Below are 16,356 nucleotides of genomic sequence, written 5' to 3'. Positions count from 1 at the left end.
TAATATACACCTCACATTATTAAACCTTTACTATTCATTAAATAAAATTTTAGCGTATAACTTTAATAAGCTATACGCTAAAACATATTTATAAAATTATTTTAATATTTTTCTAACTCCAAGTATAACAGGTATAGATATTAAGGCAGATATAAAAGCCTCAGGTATTCCATTTGTTATACCTATTCCTGCTAAAGTTAATTTAGCAGCTTGTTCAGATATTCCTAAAGCAGAAGCATATCTTTCTAAATAAAAAACATATGTTAAACCAAGTACACCAACAGTGTTTACTAAGGTTCCAATTACGGAAGCTGTACCTATAGATAAGGCTTCTTCTTTATTATTATGTTTAAATTTAAACATAATAATTACGCTTGCTACAAAGAATAAAATTCCAATTATAGCTGATGTAAGTAAAGAATTTGTTAAAGCTAATGAACTTATAAATAAAAGAACTCCAAGAATAAGAGAACTTATAAAAGTTGTGGCTTTTAAATTCTTTTTAACTCCCTTAATCATAAATGCGTATACATAGTAACTTACTACACCTATAAGAATTCTAGGAACTAAAGCTATAATAGGATTCCAAAACATAAAGCTAGTTGGCATTGGTGCCGTAAAAGCTTGATACATAGAAAATAATCCAAATACTAGTCCTATTAATCCTCCTACAATTGGTCCTTCAATAATAGCACCTATTATAACAGGAATATGCATAATAGTGGCTTTAACAGGTGGAATATTTATAAAACCTAATCCTGTTAATCCTAGGAAAATTGATATACCAGATAGCATACCAATAACTACTAGTTTTCTCGTCTTTTGTCTAGTTTGATAAACTGCACTCATTGACTCTCCTCCGTTCTTATTCCCTTTGGGATATAATTCGGTTATTAAGTTTTTAACCGTGAAAAAATTGTTCAGCTTCTAAGATAGAATACCGACAGTGATATTTTAACATTAATTTTTTAAGTAATTCAATATGAAAAGGAAAATTTGTGCAAATATATAAGTGCCATAAAAGGCAGAATGGCTTATTTACAGGAATCAAAAACATAAAGTAGTAATTTTCTGACAATTCATTATAGGAATTGAATTTAAAAATTAGTGGTAAAATATAATTAATCTTAAGTTTAAAATAAGTTCTACTTGAGATTAATTTGATAGATAAAATTATAATATAAAGTTTAGGAGTTTTACTATGAATGATAGAGAATTATTTAAAGTTTTAGAAAAGCATATTTTAGAAGATAAAGTTCCATCAAAATTTTTAATTTCTCTGAATGAAGAAGGAGAGTTAGAAAATTCTTTTTTAGAAATAGTAAAGGAGTTAGAGAAAGTTCATCAGGAAAAGAAACATCATCCAGAGGGTAATGTATGGAATCATACTTTGCAGGTTTTAGATGAAGCAGCCAGTTTAAGAGAACTTGCTAATAATAAAAGAGAATTCATGTGGGCAGCTTTACTTCATGATATAGGTAAAAAGGATACTACTAAGATGAGAAAAGGAAGATGGACTGCTTATGATCATGATAGAGTAGGAGCAAATCTTGCAGAAAATATTCTAAGAAATGTAGTAGAGGATGATAAGTTTATACGAGATGTAAGCAATCTAATAAGATATCATATGTCATATCTTTATATAGATAAAAACTTGCCATTTGCAAAGCCAGAAGAGATGGTTTTAAATTCAGATTTACATGATATAGCTTTATTAACTTATTGCGATAGAGTCGGTAGGGGAGAAAAGAGTTTAGATGAAAAGAAAAAAATATTAAATTCAATAAATGATTTCATTGAAAAAACAAATAGTATAACTAATAAAAAATATGAAAAATTAAATATTTTGTAAAAATAGTATTTGATTTTTGTAGCAAATACTTATATAATGACTATAATAAATTAAAATTCAATATGTTCGGATGAAGGTAATGGGAGAGTGATATTTTATATATCCACCGAAGAGGGAAATCTTTCAGGTATTAGGACCGTTACTGGACGAGCCTCTGGAGAGACTCTTGTAAAAGAGCACCGAAGGAGCAAGGTCAAATTATTTTGACTGAAACTCTCAGGTAAAAGGACAGAGGATAAGGTTAGTTACTTAAGTTTTTTAAGTATCCTTATTCTCCTCCGCAAATTTAAATTTAAGGAGGATTTTTTTTATGGAAAACTTATTAAATCAAATCGACAACTTAGTATGGGGAGTGCCGCTTCTTGTACTACTTGTAGGAACAGGAATTTACCTGACTATAAGATTAAAATTATTACAAATTTTAAAATTACCAATGGCTTTAAAGTATGTATTTGGAAAGGATGATGAATCTTCTTGTGATGATGCAGAAGGAGATGTTTCAAGTTTTGGAGCCTTATGTACAGCACTTTCGGCTACAATAGGAACAGGGAACATAGTAGGGGTTGCAACAGCTATAAAAGCTGGAGGACCAGGAGCCTTATTTTGGATGTGGATAGCTGCTTTCTTTGGAATGGCAACTAAATATGCAGAAGGTGTACTTGCTATAAAGTACAGAGTGGTAGATGAAAATGGTCAAATGGCTGGAGGACCAATGTATTATATAAAAAATGGTCTTGGTCTAAATTGGCTAGCAAATATTTTTGCTTTCTTTGGAATTGGTGTAGCCTTGTTAGGAATAGGAACTTTTGGACAAGTTAAATCCATAACAGATGCTGCAAGTATTACATTTAATATTCCAACTGTAATTACAGCAGGAATAGTTACTTTATTAGTTACTTTAGTAACTTTAGGTGGAATAAAGAGAATATCTAGTGTATCAGAAAAGGTTGTTCCTTTAATGGCAGGTCTTTACATATTAGGAGTTTTGATTGTTATAGCTTTTAATTTAGATAAAGTTCCAAATGCCGTAGCAATAATTGTAGAGAGTGCTTTTAATCCTAGAGCGGCCTTAGGCGGAGCTGTGGGAGTTAGTATAATAACTGTTATGAAAAGTGGAATAGCAAGAGGAGTTTTCTCAAATGAAGCTGGCCTTGGAAGTGCTCCAATAGCAGCGGCTGCAGCTAGAACTAAGTCACCAGTTAAGCAAGGACTTATTTCTATGACCGGTACATTTTTTGATACAATTCTTATTTGTACAATGACAGGTATAGTTATAATTCTTACAGGTGCTTATACAGGAAACTTAGAAGGTGCCGCCCTTACAACGCAAGCTTTTGAAATTGGTCTTCCTATTAGTAATATAGGAACATATATAGTTAATATAGGACTTATGTTCTTTGCTTTCACAACAATATTAGGATGGAATTATTACGGAGAAAGATGTGTTGAGTATTTATTTGGAATAAAAGCAATAAAACCATATAGAATATTATATATACTTCTTGTTGCTGTAGGATCATTCTTACCATTAACATTAATATTTATAATAGCTGATATTGTTAATGGATTAATGGCAATTCCAAACCTTGTAGGTATTATTGGACTTAGAGAAGTGGTTATAGAAGAAACAGAGGAATTCTTTAAAGAGAAGGCTCTTAATAAAGATAGTGTTGAATTAGAAGAAACTGTTTTGAATTGATATAAATAAAAAATCCATGAGTAATATACTCATGGATTTTTTTATTTTCCCTCATTAGGAAGTTTGCTTCTAACTATATTTTCAACTTTTTCAGGAAGTTCTGCAATCTCTTCCTTTGTAAGTTTATCAGTATAAACTGGTGGATGAATATAAAGATTTACTTCACCAGGTTTTATAAAATAGTGATTTCCTTCCATTATTTTATATGTTCCATCAATTGTTAAAGGAACTATAGGAGCTTTTGATTTAGTAGCTAATTTAAAACTACCTGCCTTAAATTCTCCCATTTTACTACATTGACTTCTTGTTCCTTCAGGAAAAACAACCATTGAATAACCTTCTTTTAATTGTTTAATTCCTTGTAAAATACAAGCCATTGCTTTTTTTGGATGCTCTCTATCAATAAATATTGCTTTTGAAAGTAGTATCCAATCTTTTAATATAGGCATTTTTTCAAGTTCTTTTTTTGCTATGAATCCTTTTGGTCTATCAATAGAATACATGATAACAGGAATATCCATATTACTTTGGTGGTTACCAACAAAAAGAACAGGTCCTTCAGGAATATTTTCTAAACCTTGAACGTTAACTTTTATTCCGGCATCTTTAAGAAAAGTATGAGCTATCCTTCTACTACATTGATAGATATATTCATCTCTTTCTTCAAGTTTGCCTTCCTCTTCCATTTTATTTATTTTTTTTATATCAGATAAGGATTTTATTAATGTCCAGGCATATCCTTTTCCATACCAATATATAGATCTAAACATATATTTCGCCCCTTTAATATTACTAGTACTAAGTAATATTATAACAGTTTTTAAAAAATATCAAATAGACAAGGATTTTTATAAATTATAATAATAAAAAAAACTTATATATTTACTATTATGGTTTTATATACTATAATTTACCAAAACAGAATATTATTCTTATCAAGAGAGGTGGAGGGACTGGCCCTGTGAAACCCAGCAACCTATAGTATAAATAAATTTTATTCTATAACGGTGCTAAATCCTGCAGGTTTACTGAAAGATAAGTTTTAAAGTTAAGAAAATGAGAGATTTTATGCCTAAAGGATTACTTCCTTTAGGCTTTTTTATTTTTAGGAGGGATTTTATGAATATTAGAGAATTATTTGACAAAAAAGAATTTGTGTTTTCTTTTGAGGTTTTTCCTCCAAAGGAAAGTACGCCAATAGAAAATATATATAGAACTTTAGAAGAGATACAAGAATTAAGACCAGATTTTATAAGTGTAACTTATGGAGCAGGCGGGAATTTTGTAAGCAATAGAACAATAGAATTATCATCAATAATAAAAAACAAATATAATTTAGAAACTTTAGCACATTTAACTTGTATAGGAGCAGAAAAAAAAGATATAGAAAAAACTTTGAGTATATTAAAAAGCAAGGGAATAGAAAATGTATTAGCTTTAAGAGGTGATAAAAGAGAATATATTATATCGGAATATAACTCTTCAATAGATTTAATAAAACATATTGGAGAATATAGAGATATAAATATTGCGGGAGCTTGTTATCCAGAAATTCATCCAGAAGCCATTAATAAAGAGAATGATTTAGAATTTTTAAAAAGAAAAGTTGATGCAGGTGCTAATCACTTAATATCTCAATTATTTTTTGACAATGATATATTTTTTAATTTTCTAGATGCATGTGAAAAAAAAGGAATAGATGTACCTATTCAGGCAGGAATAATGCCTGTAGTTAATAAAAAACAAATAGAGAGAATACTATCTCTTTGTAAGGCCACATTCCCTAAAAAATTTATGAAGATAGTAAATAAGTATGAGTATGACAAGGAAGCTTTAAGGGATGCCGGAATAGCTTATGCAAATGAGCAAATAATAGATTTAATCTCTAGTGGAGTAAGAGGTGTGCATTTATATACAATGAATAATTCATATGTAGCAAAAAATATAGTAAGTGGAACTAAGAATATTATTAATTCAGTAAATAGAAAGGAAAAAATATCTTAAAAGGAGAAAGAATTATATAAATATGAAAATTACTAATATAGATAAAAAAGAAGTACTTAGATATTTGGGTGTAAAAGGAAAGGAAGAAGATTTTGAACTTATAGATAAATGTATTGAGGAATGTAAAGAAATAGTTGATTATAGGGTAACTTATAGAGAATATGGCTTAGAAGAGTATAAAGATAATTTAAAAATATTAGGAACTGAAAAATTTTTAAAGGGAATATCAATAAAAAGGCATTTAAAAGGATGTTATAAAGTTATTTTATTGGGTGTTACCTTAGGGTATGAGGTAGAGAGAGCTATAAATAAATATGAGAAAATTGATTTGTTAAAAGCACTTGTCTTAGATGCTTGTTCTACTGCCGCTATAGAAGAAGTTTGTAACGAAATTGAAGAGGCTATAAAAGAGAGAGTTGAAAGTAGAAATGAGTTCATAAGAGAAAGATTTAGTCCAGGGTATGGAGACTTTTCAATAGAATTTCAAAAAGATTTTTTAGAGCTAATAGATGGGCAAAGAGCAATAGGTTTAAATTTAACGGAAAGTAATATTTTAATACCAAGAAAATCAGTTACAGCAATAATTGGTATAAGTAAATATAGAAATAATCAGGCTTCTATAAGAAGTTGTGATAAATGTAGTTTTTATACAAAGTGCAATTATAGGAAAGGCGGTAAGAGATGTTATGATTAAGATTTTTGATGGGGCTATTGGGACTATGCTTCAAAAGTTAGGATTAAAGCTTGGAGAGAATCCAGAAGTTTTTAATATATATAATGAAGATATTATATATGAAGTTCATAAAAGATATATAGAGGCAGGAGCAAATTTTATAACTACTAATACTTTTGGAGCAAATAGAAAAAAGTTAGTGAATACAGATTTTAAAGTAGAAGAAATTATAACAAAAGCTTTAGAAATAGCAAAGAGAGCTAGAGAGGGAAATGAAGTTAAAATAGCTTTGGATATAGGACCTATAGGAGAGCTTTTAGAGCCTATGGGAACTCTAAGCTTTGATGAGGCCTATGACATATTTAAGGAACAGATTATAGTTGGAGCAGAAAATGGGGCTGATATTATACTTATAGAGACAATGAGTGATTTATATGAAGCTAAAGCAGCTATTTTATCAGCAAAAGAAAATTCTAAATTGCCTGTATTTTGTACTATGAGTTTTGAAAAGAATGGGAGAACTTTTACAGGGTGTATTCCTGAAAGTATGGCTATGACATTAGAGGGATTAGGAGTAGATGCATTAGGGATTAATTGCTCTTTAGGACCTAGAGAAATGGAATCAATAATAAAAAGAATAGTAAAGTCAACTAATAAGGATGTAATAGTACAGGCTAATGCAGGAATGCCTATTATAGATGGAGATAGGACAAGTTATGAAGTTGATAAATATGAATTTTGTGAATATGGAGAAAGATTTGTTTCTTTAGGCGTTAATTATATTGGTGGATGTTGTGGGACTAATCCTGAATATATAGAGGAATTATCAAACAGATTAAAAAAGAAAGAAAGTATAAAAAGAGAGAAAGTTAGTTTAACCGGTGTATGTACACCTTCACTTACTATAAGTGGAAGAGGTGTTTCTGTAATTGGAGAAAGAATAAATCCTACTGGCAAAAAGAGATTTAAAGAGGCTTTAAAGAATAATGACATAGATTATATTGTGAGACAAGCAATTGAACAGGTTGAAGCTGGAGCAAATATTTTAGATGTTAATGTAGGAATTCCAGATATTGATGAAGAAAAAATAATGGTTAAAATAGTAAAGGATCTTCAAAGTGTTTTAGATGTTCCTCTTCAAATAGATTCTTCTAATCCAGAGGTAATAGAAAAGGCGTTAAGGTATTATAATGGTAAATGTATCTTAAATTCAGTAAATGGAGATGAAGAGACTTTAGATATAATACTTCCAATAGTTAAAAAGTATGGAGCTATGGTCATTGGATTGACCTTAAGTAATAAGGGGATACCTAAAACTTGTGAAGAGAAAATAGAAATAGGAAAAAGAATAATAGAGAAGGCTTCTGAATATGGAATCAGTAAAGAAAATATAATTTTAGATCCTCTTATATTAACAGCGGCAACAAATCAAATGGAAGTTAAAGAAACTTTAAGAGCTATTAGAAGAATAAAGAATGAACTTGGAGTTAAGACTACTTTGGGGGTTTCAAATGTTTCCTTTGGACTTCCAGAAAGAGAAAACATAAATGAGGTGTTTTTAGGAATGGCTCTTAATGAAGGATTAGATTTTCCTATAGTTAATCCAAATAAAGAAGGAATAATAAAAGTAATAAGAGGATTTGAACTTCTTTATGGATATGATCAAGGTGCTAATAAGTATGTAAGCTATTATTCTAAGAAAAATAATATTAAGGAAGAAAATTTAAGAGAAAATGGAGAAAATCGTTTAACCTTAAAAGAAATAGTAATAAAGGGATTAAGAGGAGAGGCAAGAAGAAAGACAGAAGAACTTCTTAAAACCATTAAAGGTATGGATATTGTTGATGAGGAATTAATACCTGCTTTAGATATAGTTGGAGCAAAATTTGAAAAGGAAGAGATATTTCTTCCACAGTTAATAGCATCAGCTGAAACGGTTAAGGAATCCTTTGAGGTTATAAAATCAAGTATTGATTTTTCTAAAGAGGACAAAAATAAGGGATGCATAGTATTAGCTACAGTAAAAGGAGATATACATGATATCGGTAAAAATATAGTGAAAGTTATACTAGAAAACTATGGTTATGATATTATTGATTTAGGAAAAAATGTAGAACCAGAAGAAATTTTAAAGGTGTGCATTGAAAAAGATGTTAAATTATTGGGACTAAGTGCTTTAATGACAACAACTTTAAAAAGTATGGAAGAGACAATAAAGAAAGTTAAAGAAAAAGACTTAAAAACTAAAATATTTGTTGGAGGAGCTGTTTTAACAGAGGAATATGCAAAGAAAATAGGAGCAGATTTTTATGCTAAAGATGCTAATAGAGCTGTAGAAATAGCCAAGCAAGTATTTTAAAATTGATTGGAGAAAAGCTTAAGATGAAGAAAGTAGATTTAAAGAAAAATTTAATATTAGCTGATGGAGCTATGGGAACTAGGATTATGGAGTTAGGAGTAAATTTAAAAGAGACTCCTTCAGAACTTTTAAATATTAAGAGGCCTGAATTAATAGAAAAAATTCATAGAGAGTATAGAGAGGCTGGAGCTAACTTAATACTTTCAAATACATTTATGTGCAATGTTATAAATGCAAAGAGAAATAATTATAATTTAGAAGAAGTGATTGAAGCAGGCGTTAATGTTGCTAAAAAAGTATGTGACAATGAAGGATTAGTTGCCTTAGATATAGGTCCTCTTTCATATTATATAGAAGAAACTAATAACGACTTTAAAAAGGTTGTAGAAGAGAATACAGAAAGAATAATTAACGCTTCTAAGAATAACTTTGACTTAATTGTTTTTGAAACTTTAGGAAGCCTAAAAGAAGCAGAATTAGCAATAAAGAAAGCCTTAGACTTAACTGATAAACCAGTTATATGCTCCTTTACTTTAGCTGGAAAAAATGATATTCCTAAATTCATAAAAGAAATGGTTTCAAGTTTGGAGCCTTGTGGAGTAAGTGCCTTAGGAATAAATTGTACAGAGTATGAGGAAGTGTTAAAGGCGTTAGATATTTTAAAAGAAAATACTTCTCTTCCTATTATGATAAAAGCTAATTTAGGAATACCTAAAAAAATAGGAGATGAACTTATATATGAACAAACTCCAGAAGAATTTAGAGATTTTTCTAAAAGGGCTATTGAAAAAGGTGTAAATATAATAGGAGGATGTTGTGGGACAACACCAGAATATATAAGAGCTATTTGTAACTTGATATAGAGTATAAGTTGTAAAATTTTCCAATGATATAATAAGGGGGATAATGTGAGTATTAAAAATCAATTTTTAGAAAATAAAATAGAAAAATTTTTCTTAGAGTTTCCAATTGTTGAAACTAAACGATTTATACTTAAAGAGATAGAAGAAAAGTATAAGGAGAATTTCATTAATTTATTTTCAGATGAAGATGTTATGAAATATTCTGGAACAGAAGTTTCTAATCCGGAAAAACAAGTGGATTTTTATCTAAAAAAAGTTAAAGTAATGTATAAGGAGAAAAAAGTCATAAGGTGGGCTATAGTCAATAAGGAAAGTAAAGAGTTCATTGGAGATATAGGTTTTTATAATATGGATTTTTATTCTAATAATACTGAGATTGGGTATACTGTAGCAAAGAAATTTTGGAGGCAAGGGGTTGCTTCTGAGTGCATTAAAGCTATAGAAAACTTTGCATTTGAAAATTTAAGTATGAATAGAATTGTAGCTATGATCGATAGTAATAATATTTCATCAATTAAACTATTAGAAAAGCTTGGATTTCATAGAGATGGAATATTAAGAGAACATTATTATAATAAGAATAGAGATGAATATATTAATATATGCGTTTATTCAGTTATAAAAAGTGATATAAAAATATAATAAGATTAGAGTAATAAATATTTAAAAGCCGGTAGTTTTAATGATTACTGGCTTTAATTTTTAGCTGTGTTTTAGTTGGGTGTTGATTTTTAGATAGAACCATAAGATAGGTCTTAGGGAATATCTAAAAATTAATATCAGTTTAAAACATAGCTTAATTTTTTTATATACAACTTTGATAAAAAAACAATTAGCTAAAATTAAATAACCTATAAAAAGTCCACTAAACATATAAGATTGAAAATTGAAGAAATGTGTTGTAAACGTATATAATATAGGTATAGGTTAATGAACTTTAGATAAGGAGAGGTTAGACATGAAAAAAGTACATGTAGTTTCACATAGTCATTGGGACAGAGAGTGGTACATACCATTTCAAAAACATAGAGTTAAATTAGTAGATTTTATGGATTCATTAATAGATACATTAGAGAATAATGAGCATTTCAAATATTTCCACTTAGATGGACAAACTATAGCTTTAGATGATTATTTAGAAATAAAGCCATATATGTTTGATAGATTAAAAAAGCTTATAGGAGAAGGAAGGCTTCACGTAGGTCCTTGGTATGTTCTTCAAGATGAATATTTAATAAGTGCAGAAGCAAATGTAAGAAATATGCTTTTAGGAATGAGATTTGCAAAGAGATTTGGAAATCCAGTAAAAATAGGATATTTCCCAGATTCATTTGGTAACATATCTCAAGCGCCTCAAATATTAAGAGGATTTGGAATAGATAATGCAGTATTTGGTAGAGGAATAACTCCAATAGCATTTGATAACCAAAAGGTTGAAGAAGCAGGAGAAAATGAGTACCATTCAGAAGTATTATGGAAATCACCAGATGGATCAGAAGTTTTAGGAATACTTATGGCTAACTGGTATAGTAATGGTAATGAAATTCCAGCGGATAAGAAAGAAGCTGTTGAATTCTTAAATGACAGAGTTAATAAAGCAGATATGTATGCTACAACAAATCAAATATTATTAATGAACGGATGTGACCACCAACCAGTTCAAACAAATGTTGGTGACATAATAGATAATGTTAAAGAAGATGTTGATTTTGAATTAGTTCATAGTAATTTAGTTGATTATATATCAGATGTTAAGAAGGAAGTTAAGGACTTAAAAGAAGTTACTGGAGAGTTAAATGGACAATATACAGATGGTTGGTGGACTTTATGTAATACAGCTTCAGCAAGACTTTATTTAAAGCAAATGAACAACAAATCTCAAGTTCTTTTAGAAAGATATGTTGAACCTTTAGGAGTTATGGCTTCATTAGAAGGAAAGAAATACGAAAGTGATTTCATACTTCAATCATGGAAATACTTAATTCAAAACCATCCTCATGATTCAATTTGTGGATGTAGTATTGATGAGGTTCATCAAGATATGGTAACAAGATTTAAAGCTAGTATGCAAATATCAGAAGAAATGATAGATAGAAGTACTGAGCATATGCTAAATCTAGTAAATGGAACTACTACTGACAGAGAAAGCATCGTTGTATTTAATACATTAGGATGGGATAGAAGTGAAGTAGTAGAAGCAACAGTTGATGTAAATAAAGAATCAGGAATAGAAAACTTTAAGGTTGTTACAGAGAATGGAGAAGAGGTTCCATCAGTAGTTGAAGCTTTAGGCGAAACATTTAAATATACTCTTCCAAACAATAGATTTAGACAACCAGAGTATGTAAATAGATTTAAGGTTAAATTCTTAGCTAATAATATAAAAGCTTTAGGATTAAAATCATTTAAAATAGTTCCATGTGAAGCTATAGAAGAAAAAGAAGTTTCTCAAGATTTAACTTTTGAAAATAAATTCTTCTCATTAAAATTCAATGAAAATGGTACATTTGATTTACTTCATAAAGGAACAAATAAAGAATATAAGAACTTAAATGCCTTTGAAGATTGTGGAGATATAGGAGATGAATACATCTTCAGAGCTCCAGAGAAAGACTTAGTAGTAAATACTTTAGGAAATAAAGCTGAGATTAAAGTATTAAAAGATAATTCAGTAGAAAAGATAATCGAAGTTAAAAATACTTTAGAAGTACCAGTAAAAGCTATTAAGAAAGAAAGCAGAAGAGTAGAGGAAATGACTGAAATTAAGTTAGTTTCTACTATAATATTAAGCGAAGTTTCTAAGAGGGTTGATGTTAAGGTTGAAATAGAAAATACTGCAGAGGATCATAGAGTAAGAGCATTATTCCCAACAGGAATAGAAGCAAGCACTCACTTTGCAGAAGGACATTTTGATGTTATAGAAAGAGAAACAACTCCATGGGAAGGATGGCAAAATCCATCTAACTGTCAAAAACAAACAAACTTTGTTGATGTAAATGACGGAAAAGTTGGACTTATGGTTGCTAATATGGGATTACCTGAATATGAGGTATTAAGAGATGGAGAAAACACTATAGCTATAACAATATTAAGATCTGTTGGAGAATTAGGAGATTGGGGAGTATTCCCAACACCAGAAGCTCAATGCTTAGGAAAAAATGTTGCTGAATATTCAATAATAGCTCATGAAGGAGATTACACTGGAGAAAGAGCTTATGAAGAAGCATACAACTTAAATACTCCAATGTTAGCTCTTCAAGGAGACTTTAAAGGAGAAGATTCTTTAGTTTCAATTACAGGAGAAAATATAGTTTTATCAGCATTTAAGAAAGCTGAAGATAGAGATTCTATAATAGTAAGAATATTTAATATTTCTGATAAAGAAGAAAACTTCCAAATAAAAGTTAATAGAGATGTTAAGGAAATAAATGAAGTTAACTTAAATGAGGAAATTATAGAAAAACTAGAAGTAAAAGAAAATGCTATTAATGAAACTCTTTCAAAGAAACAAATAAAAACATTTGAAATAGTACTTTAGTTGATTTATTATAAGGGGATGTATCGTTAAGATATATCCTCTTTGTTAATTTTATATGTCTTTTGTACAAGAACATTTGTGTTTTAAAATCTTGAGTGATATACTTTTTATATAGATAAATTTAAAGTATACTTTAGTATATGAAAGGATAAGTTGAAAACGTATATTTTATCTAATAAAGGAAATAAATTAAAATAAATAGGATTGCTTTAATAAATAATTAGTTTTTTTAATTAAAATATTTATAAATTTAATTAACAATAAGTGATGCTTCTTATTGAAAATATTAATTAGAGGTGGTATTTTAATAAGTGGCGAATAAAAGAGGGCTATTATTTACTTAAGTTTTGGGCATTTATATAAAGATAAAAGAGGTGAATAGTTCCAATGGAAGGAAATTTATTAGTTATAGATAAAAGAGTATTACCAGAGGTTTTTGAAAAGGTAATAAATGCTAAGAGACTTTTAAAAGAAGGAAAAGTTAAAGAAATAACAGAAGCTACAAAGCAAGCTGGAATTAGTAGAAGTGTATATTATAAGTATAAGGATTATATATTTGAGTTTGCAGAAACGCTTCAAGGAAGAAAAGTTATATTTAATATGGTGGTTACTCATGAAAAAGGAGTTTTATCATCTGTTTTAAATATATTATCAGATGTTGGGGGTAATATACTTACAATTGATCAAGGGTTGCCTATACATGGTTTAGCACATGTAAGTTTTACAATAGATATATCTACTATGAAATGCGATATAAAAGAAATGCTGAGTGAAATAGAATTAGTACAGGGTGTTGAAAAAGTAGAGTTTGTTGCTATGGAATAGAAAAATTCCTAACTTAGTGTAATCTAAGTTAGGAATTTTTTTTGAATTTTTTGAATTTGACATAAAATGTCTTTGATAAGGATTATTATTATGGTTTAATAATAGATATAATTAGGGGAATATGTATATATAATTATTTAATAGAAAAGTATATAAGTATTAAGTATAAGGAGGGTGAATATGCAAGTTTATTTTGATAATAGTGCTACTACTAAGCCTTTAAAGGAAGTTAGAGAAGAAGTTTGTTATGCTATGGATGAATTTTGGGGAAATCCATCATCTTTACATAAGTTAGGTGTAAAATCACAAAGAAAGATAGAGGAGCTTCAAGACTCTATATCAAAGAAGTTAAATTGTTCTAAAGAAGAAATAGTATTTACTTCAGGTGGAAGTGAGGGTAATAATATGATTATAAAAGGGCTTGTAGGAGCAAATAATCATATTATAACTACAGCCTTTGAGCATTCAAGTGTTTTAAATACATATAGAGAATTAGAAAAACAAGGTGTAAATGTAACTTATTTAAAAGTAGATAATAAAGGGTTCATAGATTTAAAGGAATTAGAAGAGGCCATAAACAAAAATACTGTTTTAGTTTCTATAATGCATGTAAATAATGAAATCGGAAGCATACAAAAGATTAAAGAAATAGGGAAGTTAATCAAAGAAAAAAGCAAAAGAGCTAAATTCCATGTAGATGGAGTTCAAGGATTTGGAAAATTTAAGATTGACGTGAAAGAGTGTAATGTAGATTTTTATTCTGTGTCAGCTCATAAGTTTCATGGTCCTAAAGGTATAGGATTTATATATATGAGAAAAGGATTAAACTTAAAATCTCTAATAATTGGTGGTGGCCAACAAGGCGGTTTAAGAGCAGGAACAGAAAATATTCCAGGTTATATGGGTATGGTAAAAGCCATGAATATAGCTTATGACTCTTTAGATGATTCTTATAATCATGTAAAGAAACTTAAGGAGTATTTTATAGAAAGGCTTTCTAAAATGGAAAATATCATAATAAATACTCCAAACAGTGAAGAATACAGTCCGTATATACTAAATGTTTCATTTTTAGGGACTAGATCAGAGGTGTTACTTCATATGCTAGAGGAAGATGATATTTTTGTTTCAACAGGTTCAGCCTGTTCCTCAAAATCAGCAGTAGCAAAAGGAAGTTATGTATTAAATGCTATGGGTTTAGAACCAAGATGCATTCAAGGATCTATAAGATTTAGTTTTTCTAAATATAACACCTTAGAGGAAGTAGATTATACCATAAATTCTTTAGAAAAATCTTTGAAGTTTTTAAGGAGAATAAAAATATGAATAAATTAATTTTAGTAAAATATGCTTCAGAAATATTTTTGAAGGGACTTAATAAAAATAAGTTTGAAAGAAAATTAAAAGATAATATAAGAAAGAAATTAAAAGATATAGACCATGAAATAATAACAGACCAAAATAGATGGTTCATAAAATCAGAAGATTTAGATGGAGTTATTGAAAGAGTAAAAAAGGTTTTTGGAGTTAAAGAACTTTGCTTAGTTACTCAAGTAGAAGGAACTTTTGATGCAATAAAAGAAGAAGGATTGAAAAAGATTAAGGAAAGCAAAGCTAAAAGCTTTAAAGTAGAGACAAATAGAGCTAATAAGAAATTTCAAATGAACTCTATGGAGGTTTCAAGAGAAGTTGGAGGATATATTCTTTCAGAGCTTAAGGATGAAATAGAGGTAGATATACATAATCCGGAATGTAAACTTTATGTTGAAATAAGAGGAAATGCCTACATATTTACTGATAAAGATAAAATAAAGGCTGTAGGAGGGCTACCATATGGAATGAATGGAAGCACTATGGTCATGTTATCAGGAGGAATAGATTCTCCAGTAGCTGCTTATTTAATGGCTAGAAGAGGAGTTGAAACACACTGTGTTTACTATCATTCTCATCCATATACATCAGAAAGAGCTAAGGATAAAGTTAAAGAATTAGCTAAAATAGTAGGCAGATATACAGAAAAAATAACACTTTATGTTGTTCCATTTACAGAAATACAAATGGATATAATAGAAAAGTGTAGAGAAGATGAATTAACTATAATAATGAGAAGATTTATGATGAGAGTTGCTTGTGAACTTTCTGAAAGAAAAAATATACAATCAATTACAACAGGTGAAAGTATAGGTCAGGTGGCTTCTCAAACTATGGAAGGACTTATGGTAAGCAATGATGTAGCTGATAGACCAGTATTTAGACCATTAATAGCTATGGATAAAGAGGATATAATGGATATTGCAAGAGAAATAGATACTTATGAAACATCAATACTTCCATATGAAGATTGTTGTACAATATTCGTACCAAAGCACCCAAAGACTAAACCTAGAGTTAAGGATATGAGAATAGCTGAAAGAAAACTTGATATAGAAGCTTTAGTAAATAAGGCTATTGATGAAATGGAAACATTCATATTTGAGTAAGTAGTTTTATATAAACTTATTAGAATATTGTACTTTAAATAAATTAAATATAAAATAAAAGAA

General features: G+C 29.0%; 13 protein-coding genes and 3 riboswitches. Of the genes, 11 read left to right on the top strand and 2 right to left on the bottom strand.

Going from position 1 to position 16,356, the window contains the following annotated elements; translation table 11 throughout:
- Positions 1–96 precede the first annotated feature (96 nt).
- The gene (locus AC2JAQ_RS09250; RefSeq protein ID WP_488456188.1) at positions 97–849 is read right to left on the bottom strand and encodes an ECF transporter S component; all 753 of its coding nucleotides are present in this window, start codon (positions 847–849) and stop codon (positions 97–99) included.
- Between the two features lie 352 nt (positions 850–1,201).
- Here AC2JAQ_RS09250 and AC2JAQ_RS09245 point away from each other — a divergent pair, with 352 nt between their 5' ends.
- Complete coding sequence (locus tag AC2JAQ_RS09245) at positions 1,202–1,852, top strand: HDIG domain-containing metalloprotein (protein ID WP_488456187.1); 651 nt, start codon at positions 1,202–1,204, stop codon at positions 1,850–1,852.
- Between the two features lie 70 nt (positions 1,853–1,922).
- A riboswitch (glycine riboswitch) is annotated at positions 1,923–2,001 on the top strand.
- Between the two features lie 2 nt (positions 2,002–2,003).
- Positions 2,004–2,087: riboswitch (glycine riboswitch) on the top strand.
- Between the two features lie 75 nt (positions 2,088–2,162).
- The gene (locus AC2JAQ_RS09240) at positions 2,163–3,551 is read left to right on the top strand and encodes an alanine/glycine:cation symporter family protein (RefSeq protein ID WP_488456186.1); all 1,389 of its coding nucleotides are present in this window, start codon (positions 2,163–2,165) and stop codon (positions 3,549–3,551) included.
- Positions 3,552–3,592: 41 nt separating this feature from the next.
- Here AC2JAQ_RS09240 and AC2JAQ_RS09235 read toward each other — a convergent pair whose 3' ends face one another.
- Positions 3,593–4,321, bottom strand: coding sequence for a lysophospholipid acyltransferase family protein (locus tag AC2JAQ_RS09235; RefSeq protein ID WP_488456185.1), 729 nt, complete (start codon positions 4,319–4,321; stop codon positions 3,593–3,595).
- A 159-nt stretch (positions 4,322–4,480) separates the two neighbouring features.
- Positions 4,481–4,593, top strand: a riboswitch (SAM riboswitch).
- Between the two features lie 77 nt (positions 4,594–4,670).
- Here AC2JAQ_RS09235 and metF point away from each other — a divergent pair.
- From metF to thiI, 9 genes are all read left to right on the top strand, one after another.
- On the top strand, positions 4,671–5,555 hold the full coding sequence (gene metF, locus AC2JAQ_RS09230; protein WP_488456184.1) for a methylenetetrahydrofolate reductase [NAD(P)H]: 885 nt from the start codon (positions 4,671–4,673) through the stop codon (positions 5,553–5,555).
- Positions 5,556–5,577: 22 nt separating this feature from the next.
- Positions 5,578–6,249 (top strand): methionine synthase, encoded by a 672-nt coding sequence (locus AC2JAQ_RS09225; protein WP_488456183.1) that lies wholly within the window; start codon positions 5,578–5,580, stop codon positions 6,247–6,249.
- Complete coding sequence (locus tag AC2JAQ_RS09220; protein WP_488456182.1) at positions 6,242–8,587, top strand: homocysteine S-methyltransferase family protein; 2,346 nt, start codon at positions 6,242–6,244, stop codon at positions 8,585–8,587. Before AC2JAQ_RS09225 ends, AC2JAQ_RS09220 begins: the two co-directional genes overlap by 8 nt.
- Positions 8,588–8,610: 23 nt before the next feature.
- Positions 8,611–9,450, top strand: coding sequence for a homocysteine S-methyltransferase family protein (locus tag AC2JAQ_RS09215; protein ID WP_488456181.1), 840 nt, complete (start codon positions 8,611–8,613; stop codon positions 9,448–9,450).
- A 45-nt stretch (positions 9,451–9,495) separates the two neighbouring features.
- Entirely contained in the window at positions 9,496–10,092 is a 597-nt protein-coding gene (locus tag AC2JAQ_RS09210) for a GNAT family N-acetyltransferase (protein ID WP_488456180.1), read from the top strand.
- Positions 10,093–10,408: 316 nt separating this feature from the next.
- Positions 10,409–12,988 (top strand): alpha-mannosidase, encoded by a 2,580-nt coding sequence (locus tag AC2JAQ_RS09205; RefSeq protein WP_488456179.1) that lies wholly within the window; start codon positions 10,409–10,411, stop codon positions 12,986–12,988.
- Positions 12,989–13,375: 387 nt separating this feature from the next.
- A complete protein-coding gene (locus tag AC2JAQ_RS09200; protein WP_488456178.1) occupies positions 13,376–13,813 on the top strand; it encodes an ACT domain-containing protein in 438 nt (145 codons plus the stop codon).
- 180 nt (positions 13,814–13,993) lie between these two features.
- Positions 13,994–15,139 carry a cysteine desulfurase family protein gene (locus AC2JAQ_RS09195; RefSeq protein WP_488456177.1) on the top strand — a complete coding sequence of 382 codons (1,146 nt, stop codon included), beginning with the start codon at positions 13,994–13,996 and terminating at the stop codon, positions 15,137–15,139.
- On the top strand, positions 15,136–16,293 hold the full coding sequence (gene thiI, locus AC2JAQ_RS09190) for a tRNA uracil 4-sulfurtransferase ThiI (protein ID WP_488456176.1): 1,158 nt from the start codon (positions 15,136–15,138) through the stop codon (positions 16,291–16,293). The genes AC2JAQ_RS09195 and thiI overlap by 4 nt, the downstream gene beginning before the upstream one ends.
- The last annotated feature ends 63 nt before the right edge of the window (positions 16,294–16,356 follow it).

Source organism: Clostridium sp. LIBA-8553, assembly GCF_057782465.1.
Note: the sequence above shows the minus strand (reverse complement) of the source record. Positions and strands in the feature narration are given on the sequence as shown.